The sequence below is a fragment of the Sulfitobacter donghicola DSW-25 = KCTC 12864 = JCM 14565 genome, assembly GCF_000622405.1.
Taxonomy (GTDB): Bacteria; Pseudomonadota; Alphaproteobacteria; order Rhodobacterales; family Rhodobacteraceae; genus Sulfitobacter; species Sulfitobacter donghicola.
Genome location: NZ_JASF01000005.1, coordinates 940973 through 962915, shown reverse-complemented (window position 1 = coordinate 962915; position 21943 = coordinate 940973). Strand labels below are relative to the sequence as shown.

Annotated in this window: 14 protein-coding genes; 9 read left to right on the top strand and 5 right to left on the bottom strand. The window is 52.4% G+C overall.

All coding sequences use genetic code 11. From position 1 onward, the window contains the following. Positions 1-11: 11 nt before the first annotated feature. Positions 12-974: a hypothetical protein gene (locus tag Z948_RS0105670; protein WP_025058601.1), complete on the top strand. Its 963-nt coding sequence runs from the start codon at positions 12-14 to the stop codon at positions 972-974. Between the two features lie 5 nt (positions 975-979). On the opposite strand, the gene Z948_RS0105665 is transcribed toward Z948_RS0105670, so the two are convergent. Next, positions 980-1174, bottom strand: coding sequence for a SlyX family protein (locus tag Z948_RS0105665; RefSeq protein WP_025058600.1), 195 nt, complete (start codon positions 1172-1174; stop codon positions 980-982). Positions 1175-1368: 194 nt separating this feature from the next. Between Z948_RS0105665 and hisS the strand changes: the two genes are divergently transcribed. The 3 genes from hisS to hisG are packed head-to-tail and all read left to right on the top strand — an operon-like array spanning position 1369 to position 4630. Next, positions 1369-2865 (top strand): histidine--tRNA ligase, encoded by a 1497-nt coding sequence (gene hisS / locus Z948_RS0105660; protein WP_025058599.1) that lies wholly within the window; start codon positions 1369-1371, stop codon positions 2863-2865. Next, on the top strand, positions 2865-3944 hold the full coding sequence (locus Z948_RS0105655; protein WP_025058598.1) for an ATP phosphoribosyltransferase regulatory subunit: 1080 nt from the start codon (positions 2865-2867) through the stop codon (positions 3942-3944). The genes hisS and Z948_RS0105655 overlap by 1 nt, the downstream gene beginning before the upstream one ends. After that, entirely contained in the window at positions 3941-4630 is a 690-nt protein-coding gene (gene hisG / locus Z948_RS0105650; protein WP_025058597.1) for an ATP phosphoribosyltransferase, read from the top strand. Before Z948_RS0105655 ends, hisG begins: the two co-directional genes overlap by 4 nt. Here hisG and Z948_RS0105645 read toward each other — a convergent pair. Then, positions 4627-5061 (bottom strand): DUF1489 family protein, encoded by a 435-nt coding sequence (locus tag Z948_RS0105645; protein WP_025058596.1) that lies wholly within the window; start codon positions 5059-5061, stop codon positions 4627-4629. The two genes, hisG and Z948_RS0105645, sit on opposite strands and share 4 nt — an antisense overlap. A gap of 176 nt (positions 5062-5237) precedes the next feature. Between Z948_RS0105645 and Z948_RS0105640 the strand changes: the two genes are divergently transcribed. From Z948_RS0105640 to Z948_RS17845, 3 genes are all read left to right on the top strand, one after another. After that, complete coding sequence (locus tag Z948_RS0105640; RefSeq protein WP_025058595.1) at positions 5238-7526, top strand: adenosylcobalamin-dependent ribonucleoside-diphosphate reductase; 2289 nt, start codon at positions 5238-5240, stop codon at positions 7524-7526. A gap of 330 nt (positions 7527-7856) precedes the next feature. Further along, positions 7857-8960 carry an AAA family ATPase gene (locus Z948_RS0105635; protein WP_025058594.1) on the top strand — a complete coding sequence of 368 codons (1104 nt, stop codon included), beginning with the start codon at positions 7857-7859 and terminating at the stop codon, positions 8958-8960. 257 nt (positions 8961-9217) lie between these two features. Beyond that, positions 9218-11242: an ATP-dependent nuclease gene (locus tag Z948_RS17845; RefSeq protein ID WP_025058593.1), complete on the top strand. Its 2025-nt coding sequence runs from the start codon at positions 9218-9220 to the stop codon at positions 11240-11242. 223 nt (positions 11243-11465) lie between these two features. Here Z948_RS17845 and Z948_RS0105625 read toward each other — a convergent pair whose 3' ends face one another. After that, complete coding sequence (locus Z948_RS0105625) at positions 11466-15425, bottom strand: NACHT domain-containing protein (RefSeq protein WP_025058592.1); 3960 nt, start codon at positions 15423-15425, stop codon at positions 11466-11468. 226 nt (positions 15426-15651) lie between these two features. Between Z948_RS0105625 and Z948_RS0105620 the strand changes: the two genes are divergently transcribed. Then, complete coding sequence (locus tag Z948_RS0105620) at positions 15652-19077, top strand: DEAD/DEAH box helicase (protein WP_052033155.1); 3426 nt, start codon at positions 15652-15654, stop codon at positions 19075-19077. Continuing rightward, positions 19077-20843 carry a phospholipase D-like domain-containing protein gene (locus Z948_RS0105615; protein WP_052033157.1) on the top strand — a complete coding sequence of 589 codons (1767 nt, stop codon included), beginning with the start codon at positions 19077-19079 and terminating at the stop codon, positions 20841-20843. The genes Z948_RS0105620 and Z948_RS0105615 overlap by 1 nt, the downstream gene beginning before the upstream one ends. A gap of 298 nt (positions 20844-21141) precedes the next feature. Here Z948_RS0105615 and Z948_RS0105610 read toward each other — a convergent pair whose 3' ends face one another. Together Z948_RS0105610 and Z948_RS0105605 are read right to left on the bottom strand one after the other, a co-directional pair. Beyond that, entirely contained in the window at positions 21142-21474 is a 333-nt protein-coding gene (locus tag Z948_RS0105610; protein ID WP_025058589.1) for a hypothetical protein, read from the bottom strand. A gap of 160 nt (positions 21475-21634) precedes the next feature. Next, positions 21635-21814: a hypothetical protein gene (locus Z948_RS0105605; RefSeq protein ID WP_025058588.1), complete on the bottom strand. Its 180-nt coding sequence runs from the start codon at positions 21812-21814 to the stop codon at positions 21635-21637. Between the last annotated feature and the right edge of the window lie 129 nt (positions 21815-21943).

Genomic DNA, 21943 nt, shown 5'->3' with positions numbered 1-21943 from the left:
GGAGTATCGCCTTGCGCCATTTACTAGTTGCCGTTGTTTTATTGACCCTTGCCGCCTGTGGTGATCCGCTTGCGGGTGTCGACCGTCTGACGGATGTTGACGTAAGCGAAGACGCCACTGCTGCGGCTCTGCCCGATGCGCAAGAAGTTGCACGCGAAGGATTCCTTGGCACCGAGGCCGCAGAAGGGGATGTGCCTGCGCAAGTGGCTGAAGAACCCAAGAGCAAAGAAACGGGTGGTTTCTTTAGCGGCTTGGTGAAACGGGTTGCAAATAGCGATGCCGCTGCAGCCGTTGCCGCCGATGTTGCTGCATCACAATCTGAACCTGTGGTTATTGAAACAACCCCAGTAGAATCGGCGTCGGCCATTGAATTGGCCGCTCTGCCAGCAGAACCCGCGACCCCGCCAGTGGATGAGCCTGAAAAAAAACGGGGTATCGGATTGTTTGGCGGGGCGACCAAAAAGGACAAGCCGCGAACAGGCCCTGATGCACGCGACGTTCCACTGGGGACCGTTTTGGCATTTGGCGAGATTGCACGTGTCTGCGAAGCCAAAGGCAAATCGCTAGGCAAAAAACTGGATGGATCTGGCCGGCGCGGGTTTGCCTTGTATGACAGCAATCCCAGCGTGCGGGATAAGCGTACTTTTTATATAACGGGCTTTGGTGACAATTGTCCGCGTCAGTTTACCGCGGCGAATGCCCTTTTTGGGAAGCCTTCATTTTATGAACAAATTCGCTTTAGCCCTGCAGGTAAACATTTGCCCTACGCCAAGACCGACGAGGCCTATGATAAAGTGAAATCAAAAGTCTGCCGTGCCCGTAAGAAAGAGCCATGTGGCGTCAAGATTGACAAGCTGGACGGTCTGGCAGCGTTTGTCAGCGCGTATGAATTTCACGAGCACAATGGAAAATGGAAAGAGTTTCTGGTGCACGATGGCGAGGTCGTTGCGTCAGCGGTAAAGTCAGTAAACTGAACGACTTAATAGTGAGGGGGGCGTTCGTCTCCGACGACAACGCCGCCGCTGCCAGAGGCCTCTCGTTCGCCTTCACGTCGCATCAACATCTCAACGCGCCTGTTCAGGCGGTCGATTTCATCCTGTTGGTGCGCAACAATATCCGAAAGATCATCAACGGCGCGGAGTAGGTGAGCGATTTGTTCTTCTAACTGTTCCATGGTGCCCACCTAGGCCGCTTCGCGCTGTTCCGCAATGGGCTTGATCCTACGGACACAGCCCTGCAGGGCTGCGATGCTATTCTGGAGCCCGTTGCAAAGGGTCACGCTGAACGATGATCTCCCTGCTGTTGCTTGCCCCGCGCCCCTGCATCCGTTAGAGCCGAGGCGAGATTTTATCCTTTTCGAGGTATGTCATGGCTAAGCCTAAAAAGACCCCACGCCCAAAGGCGGAAACGCCACGCGGGTTTCGTGATTATTTCGGTGCCGAAGTTACGCAGCGCGCTGAAATGCTGGCCAAGATTGCAGGCGTATATCATCGATACGGTTTTGACGCTTTGGAAAGCGCGGCAGTGGAAAAGGTTGAAGCGCTGGGCAAGTTTTTGCCAGATGTCGATCGCCCGAATGAAGGTGTTTTTGCATGGCAAGAAGATGCGGAATCGGAAAAGCAGGGGGATTGGCTGGCGCTGCGCTATGATCTGACGGCGCCGCTGGCTCGGGTTTATGCCCAACACCGCAACGATTTGCCCACGCCCTATCGCCGTTATGCGATGGGGCCTGTTTGGCGCAACGAAAAACCAGGTCCGGGGCGGTATCGCCAGTTTTACCAATGTGATGCGGATACGGTAGGTGCTGGGTCGGTCGCTGCGGATGCAGAAATTTGCGCGATGTTATCTGATTGCCTCGAAGAGGTTGGCATTGCTCGCGGCGATTATGTTGTGCGGGTGAATAACCGAAAGGTCTTGAATGGCGTTCTAGAGGTTGCTGGCCTGTCTGGCGATGACAAAGAGGCCGAGCGCGGCATTGTCTTGCGCGCGATTGACAAGCTGGACCGCCTTGGGCCGGATGGCGTGCGTGCGCTGCTGGGGGAAGGCCGCAAAGACGACAGCGGTGATTTTACCGATGGTGCAGGGCTTGGCGATGCTCAGGCCGATGTGGTCATGGGCTTTATGCAGGCCAAACGTGGCGATGGCGCTGCCACTTGTGCGCGCTTGCGTGAACTGGTCGGTGACAGCGCGGTAGGCATCGAAGGTGTGTCCGAGCTGGAGACCATCGCCGAGCTGTTGGCGGCGGGCGGTTACGGACCTGACCGGATCGAAATTGACCCCTCTGTTGTTCGTGGGCTGGGGTATTACACTGGCCCTGTTTATGAGGCCGAGCTGACATTCGAGATCAAAGACGACAAAGGGCGCGCGCGCAACTTTGGTTCAGTTGCGGGGGGTGGTCGTTATGATGACCTAGTGAAGCGTTTCACTGGACAGGAAGTGCCCGCAACGGGTGTGTCGATTGGCGTTGATCGTCTATTGGCCGCTTTGCATGCCAAGGGGCGGATGGATACCACGTCTCAGGGTCCGGTTGTTGTGACGGTGATGGATAAGGCGCGCATGGCGGATTATCAGGAAATGGTGGCCGAGCTGCGGCAGGCTGGCATCCGTGCGGAAGTTTACCTTGGGAATCCCAAGAACTTTGGCAACCAGTTGAAATACGCCGATAAACGCGGCAGCCCGATCGCAGTGATCGAAGGCGGCGAAGAGCATGAGCGCGGCGTGATCCAAATCAAGGATCTGATCCTTGGGGCAAAGATGGCCGAAGGCGCAACATTGGAAGAATGGCGTGACCGCCCCAGCCAATACGAAGTCGCGCGCGGTGATCTGGTTGCGAAAGTGCGCGAAATTCTGGAGCTTTACAGCTAATGCCAACACGAGCAGAAACAAACGCAAAAGCCGCGCAGCTGCGTGCGGGCTTTGAGGCGCAAGGCGCCCAAGCGGTAGAGCCGCCTATCCTGCAACCAGCCGATACTTTGCTGGATTTGTACGGTGAAGATATTCGTGCGCGCGCTTATGTGACCTCGGATGCTTTGCGCGGAGAGCAGATGCTGCGGCCGGATTTCACGGTTCCAGTGGTGCAGATGCATATGGCCATTGGCGCCGAACCGGCCCGCTATACCTATGCTGGCGAAGTTTTCAGGCGGCAGGAAAATGATCCCGCTCGCGCAAATGAATATGTGCAGGTTGGCTACGAAGTTTTTGAACGCGCTGATCCAGCGGCGAGTGACGCGGAAGTTTTCGCGCTGATCGCCAACGCATTGGAACCTTACCGCGTTCGGGCCGTTACGGGTGATATTGGTGTGTTGATGGCCGTTGTAGAGGGTCTAGATACCAGCGACATGCGCAAAAAGGCCCTGATGCGCCATATCTGGCGACCGCGCCGTTTCCGTGCGCTGCTAGAGCGCTTTTCCGGCGGGGTTCCTGTTTCGCCCACGCGTGAAGCGTTGCTGGCAGGGGATGTGGATGCTGGGGCGCCATTGGTCGGCGCGCGGCGTCAGCATGAGATTGATCACCGTATCGCAGCCCTGAGAGAAGACGCCAAGACACCGCCGATTTCTCAAAAAGATGTCGATCTGATCGAAGCGCTTTTGGATATTTCAGCCTCGCTGCCTGATGCGATAGAGCAGCTGCATGATTTGTCGGTTGATTTGCCGGTGATTATCCCTGCTGTTGCAGGTGTGGTTGCCCGTAAGGATGCATTGAAATCCCGTGGTGTGGATGTCGATAAGCTGGCTTTTGAAGGAAGCTATGGGCGCACGTCGATGGAATATTATGACGGCTTTGTCTTTGGGTTCCGTTCGGTTGATCGCCCTGATCTGCCACCGCTGGCAACAGGTGGGCGGTATGATGCGTTAACCCGCCGTCTGGGCCAAGGGCGTGAAATTCCTGCGGTAGGCGGTGTCATGCGCCCCGGTGTGATGTTGGAACTGGAGAGCAGCCAATGACCATTAAGCTGGGTGTCCCGTCCAAAGGACGGTTGATGGAAAAGACTTTTGACTGGTTTGGTGTCCGCGGTATTCAGCTGGCGCGAACGGGGTCAGAACGGGAATACGCGGGCGTGGTCGAAGGGATCGATGGCGTTGCATTGGTTTTGCTCTCGGCGGGTGAAATCCCGCGTGAGCTGGCCGCTGGTCGTATTCATCTGGGCGTAACAGGAACCGATTTGGTTCAGGAAAAGCTGGCGCTGTGGGATCAGTCGGTCGAACCAGTCGCCGAGCTGGGGTTTGGGCATGCGGATTTGATCCTTGCCGTGCCCCAAGGGTGGACGGATGTGGATACGCTGCATGATCTGGACGCGGCTGCGGCAGCTTTTCGCGAGACCCATGGATATCGTATGCGCATCGCGACGAAATATCACCGTTTGGTGCGTGAATTCCTGCGCGAAGCAGGGGTTGCGGATTACGCATTGGTAGACAGCCAAGGCGCAACAGAGGGCAGCGTCGCCAATGAAACAGCCGAAGCCATTGCCGATATTACATCAACGGGTGAAACATTGCGGGCGAACCACCTGAAAATCCTGTCGGACGGATTAATGCTGCGCAGTCAGGCGACGCTGTGGCAATCACGCGTCGCTGACATGGACAGTGCTGAACGTGCGTGCCTTGATAAATTGCTGGAAAAGCTGGTTTAGATCACACCGATTTCGGCCAAGGCGCGGTTCAGTTCGACGGGCAATGCCTCTTCTGAATCGCGCCCTTTGGGAAGGTCAGCTGGCGCGTCATCAGGGGTAAGGTATCGCCACCCTTGAAAGGGGCGTTTGAGGGCAGATACTGTCGGGATGATTTCGTTGTCCAAGACAATCGAACAACGGCGGATGCCATCCTCGCCAATTTTTTCGTCAAAGCGGATGATTCTCTGGCGCGCAGAGATTTCGCCCTTGATGACCCAGTAAATAGAACCGCCATTCAGTATTTCGGCCTCGCGTTTGGGCCACATGCGAGTGGTATGGAACGTGAAACCATCAACGGATTTTTGGGCGCGCAGTGTCTGCCATTCGGCCAGTTGTTCAACACTTTCGGTGCCGACGGACAGTTTGATAAGATTAACGGTCTTGTTGCTCATAGATTTACCCACCAAATTATCCACAGACTCACCCGAGCCACATCATAGGGTAGGGCATGGGGAACTAGATGCAAACTCTTGTGGTTGCAAGACCGAAAATCATCGAAAGAATGGTGGTGTTTTTTGTGCTTTAGGCTATGGTCTGCCACCTCCACACTATCATTCAAGGAATCGCCATGACCCGCTTTGCTGCCCCAATCGCCGAACAGATTTGGGATATGAAATACCGTTTCAAAGCGGCTGATGGTACGCCCCACGACGTCACCGTCGAGGATACATGGCGCCGCATCGCGCATGATCTGGCGCAGGTAGAGAATGACAAAGAAGGCTGGGAAGAAACGTTTTTCGAGGCGCTGGAAGATTTTAAATATCTGCCAGCTGGCCGTATCACAGCGGGTGCAGGTACCGCGCGCCGCGTAACGCTGTTTAACTGTTTTGTTATGGGCACTGTGCCTGACAGCATGTCCGGCATTTTCGACATGTTGAAAGAGGCGGCCCTAACCATGCAGCAGGGCGGCGGGATCGGCTATGATTTCTCTACCATCCGTCCCAAAGGCGCTGACGTTTTGGGTGTTTCGGCAGATGCATCTGGCCCGCTGTCGTTTATGGATGTTTGGGATGCGATGTGCCGCACGATCATGTCTGCGGGATCGCGCCGCGGTGCTATGATGGCAACCATGCGCTGTGACCACCCTGATGTAGAGGATTTCATCACAGCAAAATCAGACGCTGCACGTTTGCGCATGTTCAACATGTCTGTTCTGATTACGGACCCGTTTATGGAAGCGGTCAAGGCAAACGGCCCGTGGGATCTAAAGTTTGACGGGAAGGTCTATAAGACTGTTCAGGCGCTGGACCTGTGGAACGCGATCATGCAAGCGACATATGATTTCGCCGAGCCAGGTGTGATTTTCATCGACCGCATCAACAAGGCAAATAACCTGAGCTATTGCGAAACAATCGCCGCGACCAATCCATGTGGTGAGCAACCTCTGCCACCCTATGGCGCCTGTCTGCTGGGCTCGATCAATTTGGCGCGTCTTGTAAGTGCACCGTTTGAGGACGCTGCCGCGCTGGACGTAACTGCCCTGAATGAGCTGGTCGCGACATCGGTTCGCATGATGGATAACGTCGTTGATGTGTCCCAGTTCCCGTTGGAAGCCCAAGCGCAAGAAGCCAAAAACAAACGTCGGATCGGCCTTGGTGTTACGGGGCTGGCGGATGCGCTTTTGATGTTGGGGCTGCGCTATGGCTCGGACGAGGCGGCGCGTCAGACGGAGCAGTGGATGCACGCGATTGCGCGCGCCGCGTATCTGGCCTCGGTGGAGTTGGCAAAGGAAAAAGGCGCATTCCCGCTGTTTGACGCCGAAGAATATCTGGCGTCTGGCACCATGCGTGCCATGGATGAGGATGTGCGCGAAGCGATCCGTACCCACGGCATCCGCAACGCGCTGCTGACCTCTATCGCGCCGACGGGTACGATCAGCCTATATGCGGGCAATGTTTCTTCGGGGATCGAGCCAGTCTTTGCCTACGCCTACACACGCAAGGTTCTGCAAAAGGACGGCAGCCGTACCGAAGAAGAAGTTGTAGATTATGCCGTGCAGATGTGGCGTGAAAAATTCGGCGACCGTGAGCTGCCCGACTATTTCGTCAATGCACAGACACTGGCGCCACTAGAGCACGTGAAAATGCAGGCGGCAGCGCAGAAATGGATCGACTCCAGTATTTCGAAAACGATTAACTGCCCGGAAGACATCTCGTTTGATACATTCAAAGAGGTCTACATGGAGGCGTGGGACACCGGCTGTAAGGGCTGCACAACCTATCGTCCAAACGATGTGACCGGTTCTGTTCTTTCCGTTTCCGAGGATAAAAAGCAGGCGCCAGAAGTCGTTAGCCACAATGGCGAGGAACCGCAGGAACCGCATGGCGATGTCATCTATATGTCCGAGCCATTGGATCGCCCAGAAGAGTTGGAGGGATCAACCTACAAGATCAAATGGCCCGATAGCGAACATGCGCTCTACATCACGGTCAACGATCTGATCGTCGGGGGGCACCGTCGTCCGTTTGAGGTGTTCATTAACTCCAAAAACATGGAGCATTTCGCATGGACCGTCGCATTGACGCGGATGGTTTCGGCAGTGTTCCGTCGCGGTGGCGATGTGTCCTTTGTTGTTGAAGAGCTGAAAGCCGTATTCGACCCGCGCGGTGGAGCGTGGATGGGGGGTAAATACATCCCGTCTATCCTTGCCGCGATTGGTAGTGTGATCGAACAGCATATGGTTGCTACAGGATTTATCGAAGGCGAAGGCATGGGGTTGAAATCTGACCCACAGGCGAAAATCGTTGGTTTGGATCAGCCAAAGGGTAAAGCCTGCCCCAGCTGCGGCCAGTATGATTTGCGTATGGTTGAAGGCTGCATGACATGCGGTAGCTGTGGCCATAGCAAATGCGGCTAAGAGGGATGTCTAAGGGTGTTGTGAGACACACCATAAAATGACCATTATGTAGGTTTTTTTGTCCTCTCGACCCAGATCAAATGACCACCGGCAGCAAGAGTTGCCGGTGGTTTCTTTTTGTATCAGTGACTTAAGGGGTTTTTCTATCAGATGGAGTGCTGCCTCATCTGCTTGTCTTAAGTATCGGTGAGTAGCGTTGACGCGGCGATAGGTTTGTTCTTTATACGTTCCAAGGCTCCGGAGCCTTTCATATCATTCTCAATGTCAGACCCTCGGTCAGGCAACCGGTGCATGGCAAAGCTGTGTACTGGGATCTGAAAGGAATCCGTTATGCTTAAATCAAACATCCCAATCGCGAACGTTCGCTTCTTCGACAAAACCCCTACGGTCGCCGAACTTGAGCGGAGGTTCTCGCGATTTCTGAGAGGCTTTCGCGAGCAGCGATGCGCCGCCGAGCAAACTGAGAGATTTGCAGAAGATGGACCGACGGAAACGTTCGAACTTTCTGCGAACTCTCTTTCGACTCGAGATAAGATCAAGATCGAGAGGCGCGCTTTGAGATATGTTGAGCTGCAGGAAGCAGCGACAGGGATGCAGCACCTGAGGACCGAGGAGCGCACTGCCCTTCGCAGGCTACAGAACGGTGCGACGGTCTCGAGAGTTTCCAACGAACATGATGCCGACGTCCTTGCTGCGGCCCTGCATGAGGAGATGCCTTGGATGGCTCCTGCCACCGAGCACATCTGGCACGCGATGCGGAAATCCGTTCGCGAGGGCCGTCCCAGCATCCAGTTTGCGCCACTTTTGCTTCTCGGCCCACCGGGTGTCGGCAAATCCCACTGGGCGCGGAGGCTGGGCAACCTGCTTGAAGTGCCGACTACTGTCATTGATGCTACCGGTGAGCCTGCCAGCTTTGCTCTGGTTGGATCGCAGCGCGGGTGGGGAAGTGCCGGGCCTGGTAAGGTCATTGAGACGATCATCAGAGAGAGATGTGCTAATCCGATTATTGTTGTTGATGAAGTGGAAAAGGCGGGAGACGTGACCTCAGAGAAAGGGCTGCGTTTCAGCTTGACCGATGGCCTTTTGCCTCTCTTGGAAAGAATGACAGCGAAGACTTGGCAATGCCCATACTACCGGGTTCAATTTGATCTCTCGTGGGTCGGTTGGGTGCTGACGGCGAATAGTTTGCGTGGCCTTCCCGAGCCCCTTTTGAGCCGCTGTCCGCCGTTGGAACTCCAACAAGTATCTAAGCAGCATTTGATTGGTTTCGCGCAGCGCTTGGGTAAGGCGAGTGAACTTCCAGATGAGGTGATCACAGCTCTCGAAGAGATCATCTGGACTTGTCACGGAGACATGAGTGGCCCGAGCCTGAGGACCGTTAAGCGGATGATCGAAAGGGCTGCGATTGCCACTGCGCGGCCTTTGCTTCATTGACCGATGGGGATCCGACTTTCCCTACATGCCGGGCAGGCAAGTGGTGCCGAGCCTGACGGAAAGCGGCTTTGCGTTGCTGCGTTATCCAAGCTCCGCTTTGGCAAACAGTTTGATGGTGAAGAGTAGATTTCCAACCTCTCGCCGTCTTTATTTTTGAAAATGCTGATGATACCAAATCTAGGTTGAAAAACTTTTGCTTTACGAGAGAATGACCACTCCTGTACCCAACATATAGGCGCATTTTTGGGACAAATTAAGTGGATCAATCTGACATCGAGGCTGACGGCCAAATTCACGCTATTGCAGCTGAATGGGGAGTGAATCCTGACCATTTAAATGACGTCACTTGGGAATTAGAAGAAATTGAGGGAAATGATGGGGAAGTATACGGCTTCCTTGTCAGGTTTGATGAGGGATCAGACGCTGAAATCTTGAAGCAAATCGGGCTCTTAAATGGCGTATTGACGCGGGAAGTAAGCCTGAATGCATTCGATGAACTTGATTTCGATGAACCTGAAATTGATACGACAATTGAAGAAATCTCAGGTGCTCGCCTTGTCGACTCTCGCTCGACAAGGGCGAAACGTTGGACGCCCTTAACCGGAATACACGTTCGAAATTTCAAGGCGGCCAAAGAAGCCGAAATACCGCTTGGGAATGTAACGATCTTGGTCGGGCCAAACGGAAGTGGCAAATCATCGGTGCTACAGGCGATACACTGGGCGGCCAGAGCGGCAAGCTATGTATTACCAAAAAATCAGAAGGAAATGATATCCTTTGAGAGGCTCGACTACATTCCTTCGAGTGATCCTTTGAAAACTTTACACAATGGAGAGCTTAAAACGGGATCGAAATCGGATGCTGTTGAAGTGTACTTCAAGCATGTTTCGGACCAAGACGAAAAGATTCAGACCACAGTACGAATACGTGCGGCTCGAAACAAAGGTGGGATAACCGCCTATATGGAAGGCGGAAGTGCCGTTACCCCTTACAAGCAACGGTACCAGTTTATAACTGCATATATACCAGGGTTGGCTGGTCTTTCCGAAAGGGAAACTATTCTGGCTCAACCTACGTTGCGTCGCCAGGCATCAAGTGGGGATGCCGGAGGAGTGTTGAGAAATATTCTATACAATTTGAGCACCGATAGTAGTGATGACACTGACCCCGGAGAGGGACAAATTCGGCTCAAGGCGCTTAATCGATTGATTAAGAGGGTTCATCCCAACTCTTCCATCGACGTGTCGTTTGATGAACGCGAAGATTTTCACATTTCTGCCTCCATCACGGACATTCAGAATGGAAACGCTCGTCCTTTGGAAACGGCTGCGACTGGAATTTTGCAAGTTGTTCAGATTTTTGCGTATCTAATTCTATTCAAACCGAGGCTGATGCTTATCGATGAACCAGATGCACACCTTCATCCGGACAAGCAGGAGCGGCTTATTGAGGCTTTAGAGCTTGCCTCGAAAGAGTTGGAAACTCAAATTATTCTTACAACTCACAGCCCCAACATCGTTAGAGCAGCAAGCCTTGTTTCTAAACTTGTGTGGATGAGAGACGGGGTTGTTCAAACTGATGACGATGAAGCAATTCGCCGGTTGCTCGGATGGGGTGGCTTGGATAAGTCTGTGTTGTTTTTTGTTGAAGATGAAGATGATAGACCCCTTAGAGCAATTCTTAGGCAATGGCCCAGTCTATCAGCGCAAGTATCAGTATGCCGTTGCTTCGGAATAGACAACTTACCTCGCGACAAATTTCTAGAGGGTCTACTTGTAGACGGTGAACTCAAAGTCAAAGCTGCTATTCATCGAGATGGTGATTTTATGACTGATGAAGAAGCCGCGAAATGGCGAGACAGTTTTTCAACTGAAGGTGTATATCCTTGGGTTACGGCAGGTTCTGACCTTGAGGGGTATTTTTGTTCAGCGAAATACCTGGCCGCCTTATACAAGGTGAGCGAGGCGGATGCTGAAGAATGGCGTCGCGAAGCTGCAGCTACGATTGGAAAAGCCCGAGATCACTTTCTTGAGAAACGAAAAAAGATAGTTTATGCACTTTGGCCGGATGGCGGCTCTCCAGACGCAGTTGGTCTTTGGGATGCTGCTGGTGGAAAGTCACCCACAACGGTGAAAGGAAAAAAACTGCACAAGGCACTGAAGCAAATCGTTAAAACTGCTGGTGAGAACGACAGGCTACTTGATGAGTTTGCGATTCCAGAGGGGTTCGTCGTTGCCGAAGACTTGAAGATCATCATAGAATCTGCGCTGACAGTTGACTGAGAACGCTCAACAGACATTGAATATCATCGGAGTTTTGAGCTGATACCTTTGGCACTTACAGATTATTCAGCCCGATGCACCAGCATAGGCTAAAAGCGTAGCGGCAGGGTCAATCTGCTGGAAGTGCCAACAACAATTTTGATGCTTCTAAATTCGAGCTGATCGGCCTGTCTCCACAGGACAGCGTGACGGCACAACAAGCCGACGCATAAGCTGGGCCTTGTTATCGCGCGAGATCCAGCACGAAAACGTCAATTTGACCGCGGAGGTCATGGGGCACAGATTCTTTGATTTTCTCGTAGAGATCAGCAGCAGAGATAACTGCTGGATCTTTACGCCCAGCAATCGTTCCATTTGGACCAAACCATAGCACCAAATAGATTCCTTGTTGCCCGGCATCTTGGTGAATTGCATAACGATCGAAGAGCTGGGCGCTCGCAGCTGTGTACAGTTCTGGGTTCCACTGGCCTTTAACCTCGACTACCAACATTTGTCGGCTGCCGTCTACCATCTTTGAGGCCGTGAAATCACAACGCTTGGCATCCTTCATCTGATGCTCAATTACATCCGAAATGTTCAAGGACTGGAGCTTCGGCCTTAAAAGTGTCACGATGCGCTTGGTTGATGCGTTTTCCATTAGATGGTCGTCGCCCGAGTAAAAGATGTCCAAAAGATCAAGATCACTCCCGCGAATTTCGGCCTGTAATTCCTCCAGATTTTCAAGGATCAAAGTTCTCATGTGCTCAACACTGGCGATCTCGGCATGCTCCAGTAACGCAACAATCCCCCCAGGTTTTGGTGGAGCCCAATCCTGATGTGCATTTGTCCGCAGCACAGTAGCTCTGATGGTTCTCAATGTTGAATCCAGTGTTTTAAACCGGGAATCTTTTCGAAGATCATCGAGAACAGGAAGGGCACGTTCCGGCTGGTCTCTGCCGATCGTCCAGATGACTTCGGTCAGGTATCTATAAGCAGTTTCTGTTTTTGGGCTTCCTGTACCGTGACTACTTGGTAGATGTACTTCTGGCCAAGAGCCTATAAACGACTGCAAGACAAATTGAATTTTACGAGCTGTCAGGTCAGGCCAACCCGTTTCTTCGCCATGGCGCTTGCGACCAGCGTGTTGCTGCAGAGCAAATATGTTATTCGGATCGGCTGTCAGCCAATTCCAAATTTCAGGCTTGGTATCGTCAACAAAATAGAAGTATCGCAAAAACCAAAATGCTCTCGGATCCACTTTCGTAAAAGGCCCAATCTGTCGAAAAAGGATGTTACAATTCTTGCGGATCAAGCCCGTTAACGTGTCCCGATCTCCATACATAGCGGCCATATCAAACAGCTTATCTAAGACTTGGTAGGATAGTGTTGGATGCAGAGCCAACCATTCCGTAGGTAAAGTCGATCTAAACGCCTGAAATTCAACCTTTCGATCCAGCCAACTCAAATCAATAAACCGGTTTTGGTTCAACTGAGGTTCGATCAAATCTCGGAGATACTGTTCGCGTTCAACCTTGCAAAACAGGCAACGGTCTACTTCTGCCTCGAAACTTACCACCTCTGTTTTCTGGAGGTTTTTATACCCTCCAATATCTAACTTCACTGCTTTCAGAATTTTTTGGTCAATCGCTGAGAGGTCATTTGAAATTCGGAATTGTAACAAGCAAGCCGCATGAAGGATTTGCACTGAGCGATGTTGGGCTCCCTGACCCAGTTGATCCAAGGAAGGGATGTCAGCCGCTTGGCCAGTAAAGCTGCTGAGCAATGATTTTTCGACATCAACCTTTCCGCCAAACTCTTCACTCAGTCTTTCTGGTGCTGATAAGTAAAGAGAAGCCATAAAGCTCAGCCACCTCCAACACTCTCCCGCTTCGATCTGTTCTTTGTCTTCGCGCAGGGATCGCTCGTTGCGCTTCGCTATTCGTCGATCTCGCCTTGTGCGTCGGCTATCAAATCGTCCTCTACGGTACCGCCCCTCTTGCCATTGCCTCTTCGCTATTTTGTTGCGTTGCACCCAAGAGGTCATAAACTCAGGATTTGCATTGGCATGAAGTCGCATCACATGCCGCAAAGGGTTGGGGCCTCGATTTTCGGGTTTATTGTAATAGCGGTGGCCGGATAGAAACCTGCACCAAAGATTGAGGTTGTTGGTTTCAAAAGCGATCTCGACCATCGCGAGTTCATCAGCCATCTGAAACCCAAGACCAGAGTGCCCCTGCCATCCAAAGGTATTTGAGTAAATTTTCCATATTTCATCTTCATCCGTCACGTTTGCAAATGCAGATTGTTGGATTTGTTGGCGAAGACAGTTATTTTCCTGCAATGCTCGAACTGCGGCGCTATCCTTGGAACGGGCTTGATTATGAAAGTTCAGGTTTTTTATCCAACCCCACACCTTCGCTGGATCAGCAGTATCTGCTGCAAGTGTGAAAAACCTGTCCAGTAGAGATCCCACGGTCTTACTGATACTGTCCCGACAATGGCAATCGTGGGCGTCTTTGGCTTTGCAGGTACAGGAGAGTTTATCCGTAAGTTCATTCAGAAGACGTTCGGTAGCCTCCAAGTTTAAGCTTTGGGTAACTTTCTTAAGAGCATACAATCGATCGAAGTCACGAGGCACTGTTTGTGCATTGGCTCTGAGCAGTAAGGCCAGTTGATCAGCTTCAAAATTCTCAACACCTGCGTCGACACATATCTCTGCCGCAAGCTCAAGTGCATCTGGAGTTCCAGATTTAACCAAGCGATCAAAGTCAGGCTTGTGATTGTGTGTTGTGACACTGCCCAATTGCATTTGCGCCCGAGTTCTAACCTGCTTTGGCACTTCTTCATTAAATATCAATTCTTGTAATTCAGGGACCAGCTCCGCATTTGCGGGTGATCCTTCAAGCAGCTCTAGCAACAGCATACGAAGTTCATCATCATCGTTTTGTTTCAGTAGAATTGGTCTGACGGCTTGAATGACTGACGGAGTGAAAAAGCCTGCAGCGCTGAAATTGCGCCATCGGTCACTCCTGCGAAAGTGTGGGTCGTGTACTTGAAGCTTCTGTAATTCTTTCAGAAGATATAGCTTGGAATTTTCTGACAGCATGGATGGATCGCCGTTACCGAGAACGGCGTAAGGATCGACTTCTATTGCAGCATTTTGTACCGACTGTGACCCCAATGCGGCCATCCACCCCAGCAAACCTCGGAGTTCATCGCGTGTGGTCCCATTTGGAGCAATAACTGACAAGCACTGTCGCATCGAAAAGATATGGCCGGCATCATCAACCAGCCGGATCAAATATCTGGCTGCACCATATTCGGCAACTATCCTATGTATAGGTTCATGTAAGCCTTCACCGGTTGCTGGCTTGAAGAGTTTGGTGTCCAGTATTGACGGCAATTGAATGCTATCTATACCCAAATCTCCTAAGTTGGGGAACGTATCGTCCTGCAATCTTCCCGCGATGGAAACCCCCACCGCGCCTGAAAGTAAGACCTTGGCGAAGACTTCTTCTGCCCAAGCAACCCTTTGATTTCTCGTAGGGGCTCCTCTTTGCGATATTGCCTCGTTTGCTTCGTGAGCAAGATGTTTGATCGCATCATCGAACACCGCTTTCCTCGATTTAAAGAGTCTACCACTTTCAATGTAGGCGGCAGCAAACAACTTGAGGAACTCTGGATTTCCCAACAAGAGTCCAAGGTCAAAGCGCTGAACCTGCACTATGAAGTCGTCGAAATTCTCATCGGGTAGTTCGTGCGCGAAAAGTTGACGTCGTTCATGCTCAGTAAGCGGTAAAAGCTGGACGACTACCGGCTCGATATCAAACACATCTTTGACCAACTGAGTTTGAGATTTCTCCCATTCTCCAGAGCGGCTGGAAAGAACAATTCGATCTGCTCCGGTTGCACGGATTTTCGATAGTATTTGGCCAATATCTTGAGCTCCAAGTCGAGCTACTTCATCAAAAGCATCGACTATTTGGCAAGATGATGCGCTCGGTTCAAAATAACAGCTCGCTTTGGTGGCTTTGGTATCAAACCTGCGAGCGAAATTCGCCAGTAAAGCTGTTTTTCCTGCCCCTGGTTCAGCCAAAACGATAACTACGCCGGGCTCCAGAAGAAGCTCACTCTCTGCGACAACGCGTTCGCTTGATTGCAAGCTGCGAAGTATATGAAAATTTTTACTCATTGATTTGAACATAGGTAAGCAGTTTGGAATGTACCATGCACGTAATGAAAAGGTAAGATTTTGTGCCGCTCACTTTACGTCATTTACTTCGATTAGCGAAGGCTCGAACGCTGATCCAATCCCTTATGATGAGTTCCGCTGCGTTTCCGCGGTGATGTAGCGGACGGAAGGCCCCTTGTGATCGATGCGGAACTACATACAATATATTGTATCGTTAGAATGATTTGAGAGTCACCAAGTGCGTCAAAAACAGCGAATTGGGAACGCAAAGACCCCACTCGACGATCGGTTCGAAATGGAGGGCGGACGCAGTAGCGAACGCTATTTGCGGACTTCGAGCCATTGGGTGGTTACCGATCGGGATGACGGTGAAACCTATATACTATGGCTGATCAAAAAGACTGGTGCGGCGGTCGATCAAGATATTGCGCGCTTTCTGAATGATACGGTGCGGCGCGTACGCGGGGTTCTGGCTCGCAAGGCGGTGCATGAAATTTTGCTGGATGTGATAGATGTTATTGAAGACGATCACGAGATCGGAATTCGTTTAATAGGCGCTGACGGATCGCTTGACGCTTTGTCTGCTCGAAGTCGCCGCAAAATCGAGGAGAGCGCACGAACGGTTTCTGGACGTGTCGCTATTTGGTATCAAATAGCACGACTTGCGCGGGGTGTGGGTTATCTCCACGGGGCAGACATCGTTCACGGCGGCATAGCAGAAAGCACGGTTTTCACATCTTGCCTTGAACCTCTAGAACTGAAGCTCGGTGGCTACGAGGGCTGCGTTCATCTCGGTTCCGTTGGTAGCGGTGGTGCGGCCTTACTGAGCCCCGGTTCTGTTGTTTCTTACGGTCAAGACTGGCGGGACCTTGGAAAAGTTGCTGCGGGTCTGCTCTTACAAAATGATACAGAAAGCGCAGTGCTTCTGCCAGCAGAGCAGCGCTTGCTTGACCGCCTTCGTGTGCCACCTCAGTTCGTGCATGTCGAAGGCGAGGCCTTGGCAACAGAGATTGAGGCTTTGTGCTCAGAACTTGAGTTGGTGGGGTCAAGTGGACGGCACGAATTGATCGTTCTGCCGGGGCGTGATCTTTTGCGGCGTGACGTACCTGTGCTGACGCAAGGGTTAATTCCAGCGACTGATAGGGAAGCGCTACTCTCTTTTGTTCAAGACGATTTGACGGGGGATACCCCAATCGCTTGGCGCGACTCTTACCGCGGCGATGGGATGATATCAGTGTTCACCCAACGCGCCGTTTATAGTGTACGCCCGATGACGAACGATGATCGTTTTGGCCGGATTGTAAGCTGTCGGATGCGGGGTGCAGGCGATGGTGCACTGAATGCGTTGCCGATTACTGCTCGAATGCACGTCTCGCAAAACATTAACCATGCACAGGATCGAGCTGCGCGGACTGGGGGAGGAGCCATCGCGTGGGCTTCCGTCGGGAAAGATCCTGCAGTACAGGCGAGTGATCGCGATCTCGTCGAATGGCATGCGCTGGTCTTGATTGAGGTTGCAACCCTCCTTGAGGGACGACTGCACCATTATCCTGTCGAAATTGTCGATACTCCTGAAACCGGCCTCGTTCGTGTCGCGGCGCGAACTGACGCGGAGCGGGATCATTGGCGTGCAAAGTTCGGACGCAATGAGGCGGCCGCTGACCTTCAACGCGAGATGCTGCGCGATGACGGTTCGGTGGAGTGGACGCTCACAGCGTCTGGTGCGCTGACGCTGGGGCCTTCTGCACCAAAACTCTCGCTTGAAGATGTCGTCGATGCAGATGGACGAAGGCTTTATGTTTTCCGACATGAAGGAAGAATACCAATTGAGGGGCACGTTCTGCTACGTCCACGTCCGGACAAAGGGACTGAAACGCAGGTCCGCCGCCGTCTTAACCACATAGTCAATTCCCGCGATAACTTTGATCTACTTCGTGCTATTGGCGACCCACGCAGTGTCGGTTTGGACCCTGCAATCCGTGCTATGGCCCCTCCGGGTGCCGCACCCACCGAATTGGATCCGTCAAAATCATCAGCGTGGGATATAATCTGTCACGGGCATGCCCTCAATCTCGTTGTTGGTCCTCCGGGTGTGGGAAAGTCTTTCCTTATATCGAGGCTTATCGGCAGTATTTTGAAAGATCGACCAACCGCTCGTATCCTTATTGCCGCACAGAACCATGAGGCGCTTGCGGAAATGGAGCGCACACTACGAAAGCATTTTACTGAGCTGGGGAATGACGCAATCGTCGTCCGCATGGAACGCCCTGAAAAGAACTCGGGGGAAACTCGCTTAAAAGCACGTGCGCGGTCCCTTCTGGATACCTTCGTTTTAAGTCAGACAAGCCCACTCTCCCGTGTCCGACGTAAAGCTATTGAGCGGCTCCTTCGAGTACAAGAATCCGATGAAGCTGTTGACTCTGAAGGTGAGGCTATTCTGCGGGACACGGAACATCTAATTCTGCGCAGCGCTGACGTAACTTTAGCGACAGCGAACTCGTCTGTGCTCGAGGAGATGGCTGCGCAGAGTCAGCAATTCGATTGGGTGATCGTGGAGGAAGCCGCAAGGGCCAGTGGTCCGGAGCTTATCGGGCCATTGTCTTTGGGTAGCCGGCGCGTATTGATTGGAGATCATCGCCAACTGGCTCCGTTCGATGCCGAACGTAAGGCACGGCTTTATTCTGCGGGCGCCGCCGAGGCGTTACTTGAGGACGCGGTAGATATTATCGCTGCGGTATCGGATCTGCCCGAGGCGGTCGGTGCTTCGCTTGCTGCGTTGGCAGACAACAGCAGTCTTCGCCTGGACGTACTCGGAGCGGCTCTTCGGCTTGAGCAACCGTTTAGAGAAATCGCAGAAACAGCGGAAGAGGCTTCAAACAATGTGCGTAGCGGGCCAGTCTCAATGCTCACTGAACAAAGCCGGATGCACCCGACTATTTGCGAATTGGTTTCTGAGACTTTCTATGGTGGACGACTGACGACGGCAGAGCGCATTGTTAATCGTGCCTGTCCGATAATTCCAAGCACTGGGGCGCTTGCTGCCCCGTTGGTAATATTTGACTTACCTTCGCTCAGCCGATCGCGCATTGAGGCTTTTGAGACGTTCGAAGGCACTTCACCAGCAAATAGGGCAGAGACTACTGCTGTACTTGAGGCACTTGATATATTGGGCCCAGCCTCAGGAGAAATGCCGACTCTTGCGATTCTATCGCCCTATACAGCGCAGTGCAATCTCCTGAGGTCTCTTGTAGCGACCCGCACAGACCAACACACTGGATTGCTGGGTGGCTTCGCCAGCCCGAAAGGCGACGGATTGTTTGTTCACACAATTGACAGCTTTCAGGGCGGCGAGGCCGACGTTGTGATTGTGAGCACTGTGCGGAATAATCAAAAGGTCGGACGCCACGCGCTTGGCATTCTTGGAGACCGCCGGCGAATGAATGTGCTTCTGAGCCGCGCACGACACAAGCTTGTTCTCGTCACCTCGACAGGATTTCTGTGGAATGCGATCCAATGGTCAGAGAATGAGCAAGAGTCCGGTAGCGATCTCGGATTTCTGGGGGGGATGCTGCGGCGGATTGACAGGATGGCAGAGCCCAAAGTTCCAGATGTCTTACCGCAAGCTTCGATTGTCGTTTGCGGCGAAGATGGAAGGATAATCTGATGAGCTTCTTGATTCCGGTGGTATGGTATCGTGCACGCGTAGTCATCGAGCGGCGATGGGGTTGGAGCCCGGTGGAGGAGGAGATTCTCCTCGTTCTAAGAGAGAATCCTGGAACAAGCGCATCTGTGGCGAAAGAACTTGGCATTGCGCATCAAGTTGTAGAGGCGGCGGTAAGCCGGCTTATGCGCTTTGGGTTAATCGAAGTTCGCATTGCGCCTGTGCCGGCCCTTGCGATCTCCGAAGCTGCTCGTGCCCATTTGGTTGCTGGTCGATCACTGCCAGAGCGCGCTCAGCGGCGTGAGATGATTGTCAGCCTCGTCTTCGACAAATTGGGTGGCTCGGTGTTCCGCAAACGCGATGTAGTCTTTAAAACACCGAAGCATCGCCGAAAGGGTACAAAGATCGTCGACTTCCCAGGAGACGACGAGATTGAAACAGATGCGTCAATGGAGAGCCGTGTCCGCCATCTTGTAAGCTCGGACTTACGAGCAGGTGAGGTATTTGCCATGGTTCAAGCCAACCGCTCAATTATCGAAAAACGGTTTATTGAGATTGACTTTGACCGAGCAAAAGATGGTGTCCTGCCTGAAGGGGCAAGTGAGGCATTACGCGTTTCACTGCGCGATCATTTTCAATCTGGTAAACTTCCGGTAGCGCAGCCTGCTCAGCCATCACGGCCGGTGTGCCTTGACACGCCAATTGAAACCAAATTATCGCCGGAACAGATTATTTTTGGAGGTAACGATCACCTCACTTGCTTGGAAGCGGTCGTGGACGCCGCGCGGAGCGACATTTTTGTACTCTCGACTTTCGTGGCCGCGCAGGACGATCCAAAAGCCCATTTGAGGCAAGAACGCGTTTGGTCGGCATTTGAACGTGCCGTTCGCCGCGGGGTACGAGTCCATCTATTCTTCGGCTCTTCGCTGGACGAAGACGGTAAGCATATGCGGGCGATGGCCGAGCTCCAAGGCCGGTTGCGTACCGCTGGTGCGTCTGTTGCTGCCCATCTTGCCCCAGTACATAGTCACGCGAAGATTCTGATGGCCGATGACGGGGCAGGTGGTGCCCGTGCGCTGCTGGGATCATGCAACTGGCTGCAATCACCGTTTCGCGCTCACGAACTATCAGTTGAGTTGCAAGATGGGCCCGCCGTCGCGGGCTGCCTCGAGTTATTGGGAGCCATCACCGCAGGGGTTCCAACGGCGCGTGAATCTCGGGACTCGATGCAGGCTATGCGGGCTGAGTTACTATTAAAGCGCGCTTGTCTCATAGAGATGCCGCGTAAGGCTGAGGAAATCGAGGTAACGCTTCGAATACTGGCCGCGACAGACCATTTGCCTTTGCTGCGGCGCGCTGCGCATGATTCTCTCGAACGCTTCGTAGTGATGACCCACAGGATGGGGTCGTCAATGGTTCAAAATATTTTTGATCCAGCTCAGGTGGCGTCAGAGCGTATCGCAAGCGTTCAGGCACTTTATTCGGTGCCTTCTGGCCAAGTTAAAAAGCGCGACATCCGCGCCGCAGTTGAACAGAGCAATCAAGGTATCGACATCCGGAAAGTGCAGAGCCGAGATTCTATGCTGCACGGGAAGGCTCTCCTATGGGACCGTGACGACATTGTCGTCACAAGTTTCAATTGGGGTTCTCAGACTGCCTCCGAAGATAAGCCGCTCGACGAGATAGGTATCCATCTCCATGGGCATGGAATTGCGGATGTACTACAGGCAGTAATTGATGCCCGTTTATATGGTAAAGAAGGCCCATAAATGCCTCTGACGACTGATGAGGAAACTGACATCCTGCAATGGCGCACGCTGAGCTCACATCCTAGAAACGCAAAGTTTTTCGAAGGTTCCGAAGAGAGAAATGGGAAGAAAGGTTGTTTCAGTTGATCTGGGAGCTGAGATGTATGTTGTTGAAATGTGGGTTCGAAGGAGGCGTTGGTTTTTTTCAAAATCGGCGTTCGTTTCAATGTCCGAATCTCTCTAAACAATACTACGCTAGATCTAGGACTGTACTGCCCCGCCACACGAAACAAGTATGACGAGGTGGTATGGGGGTGGCTCAGCCCAGATATTTGTCCGCACCACCGACGCCAAACGTGTCAAGCTGATCGAAATCACTCGGCCCATCGGTCTGATTTGTGAGGACGTTCTGGATGTAGGGCCCACGGTACATGACGTATGGATGTCCGTCCTCTTCTACCTCTTGCCCCTGATGTTCCCGTACCAGCAAAATGTAGTCGGTCAAGAACTGTGCCGCGTCGAAGAGGTTGTTCACTTCGGCTTCGGACAGACTCTTTATCTGGCTTAGATCCACAGACTGCTTGAGGTGGGTTACGAATTCGAGTTCGTCGAAGTCAGCTGGCAGGGTCTTTGCGAAGTCGATCAGGTTCATTTTTTGTATATCTTTTAGATTGTTACGGTATGGCGAGTTTTACGTCTCTACGCTTCAAGTGCAAGGTCAACAGGTGTTGGAAAAAGGGTAGCACGCGATTCTCAAGTTGATACTCTTGACGTCGGCCTTCTTTTCATTCGGGTGCTACGCGTTCGTTTGATTACTTGGTCCCTTTCGAGCTTTGTCTTTGACTGAAGCGGCCCGCCAGATCTGGCAGGCTTGCAAGGGCTTCGTCAGACAGTTCGTAATCGGTGCTTGAGGATTGAAATTTTGGCGGCTGGGGAGGCCCGATGAATGCATCAGCTTCTTCGCGTAATTCTTCGAATGTTGGACGTCTCATGGGAATTCCCTTCTATTTTGAATGGCAGGTTGAATCGCCATTTATGTAGATCTCATCTTCTTAAGAAGTTGAACGAATTTGTGAAGGCAGGGAAGTTGCCAGTCAGCATTTCGTTATGGCCCTCTCCAA

Coding starts and splice junctions, on each gene's coding strand:
- Z948_RS0105665 (WP_025058600.1), bottom strand. CDS start 1,174: ATGGAACAGTTAGAAGAACAAATCGCTCACCTACTCCGCGCCGTTGAT.
- hisS (WP_025058599.1), top strand. CDS start 1,369: ATGGCTAAGCCTAAAAAGACCCCACGCCCAAAGGCGGAAACGCCACGC.
- Z948_RS0105655 (WP_025058598.1), top strand. CDS start 2,865: ATGCCAACACGAGCAGAAACAAACGCAAAAGCCGCGCAGCTGCGTGCG.
- hisG (WP_025058597.1), top strand. CDS start 3,941: ATGACCATTAAGCTGGGTGTCCCGTCCAAAGGACGGTTGATGGAAAAG.
- Z948_RS0105645 (WP_025058596.1), bottom strand. CDS start 5,061: ATGAGCAACAAGACCGTTAATCTTATCAAACTGTCCGTCGGCACCGAA.
- Z948_RS0105640 (WP_025058595.1), top strand. CDS start 5,238: ATGACCCGCTTTGCTGCCCCAATCGCCGAACAGATTTGGGATATGAAA.
- Z948_RS0105635 (WP_025058594.1), top strand. CDS start 7,857: ATGCTTAAATCAAACATCCCAATCGCGAACGTTCGCTTCTTCGACAAA.
- Z948_RS0105625 (WP_025058592.1), bottom strand. CDS start 15,425: ATGTTCAAATCAATGAGTAAAAATTTTCATATACTTCGCAGCTTGCAA.
- Z948_RS0105615 (WP_052033157.1), top strand. CDS start 19,077: ATGAGCTTCTTGATTCCGGTGGTATGGTATCGTGCACGCGTAGTCATC.
- Z948_RS0105610 (WP_025058589.1), bottom strand. CDS start 21,474: ATGAACCTGATCGACTTCGCAAAGACCCTGCCAGCTGACTTCGACGAA.
- Z948_RS0105605 (WP_025058588.1), bottom strand. CDS start 21,814: ATGAGACGTCCAACATTCGAAGAATTACGCGAAGAAGCTGATGCATTC.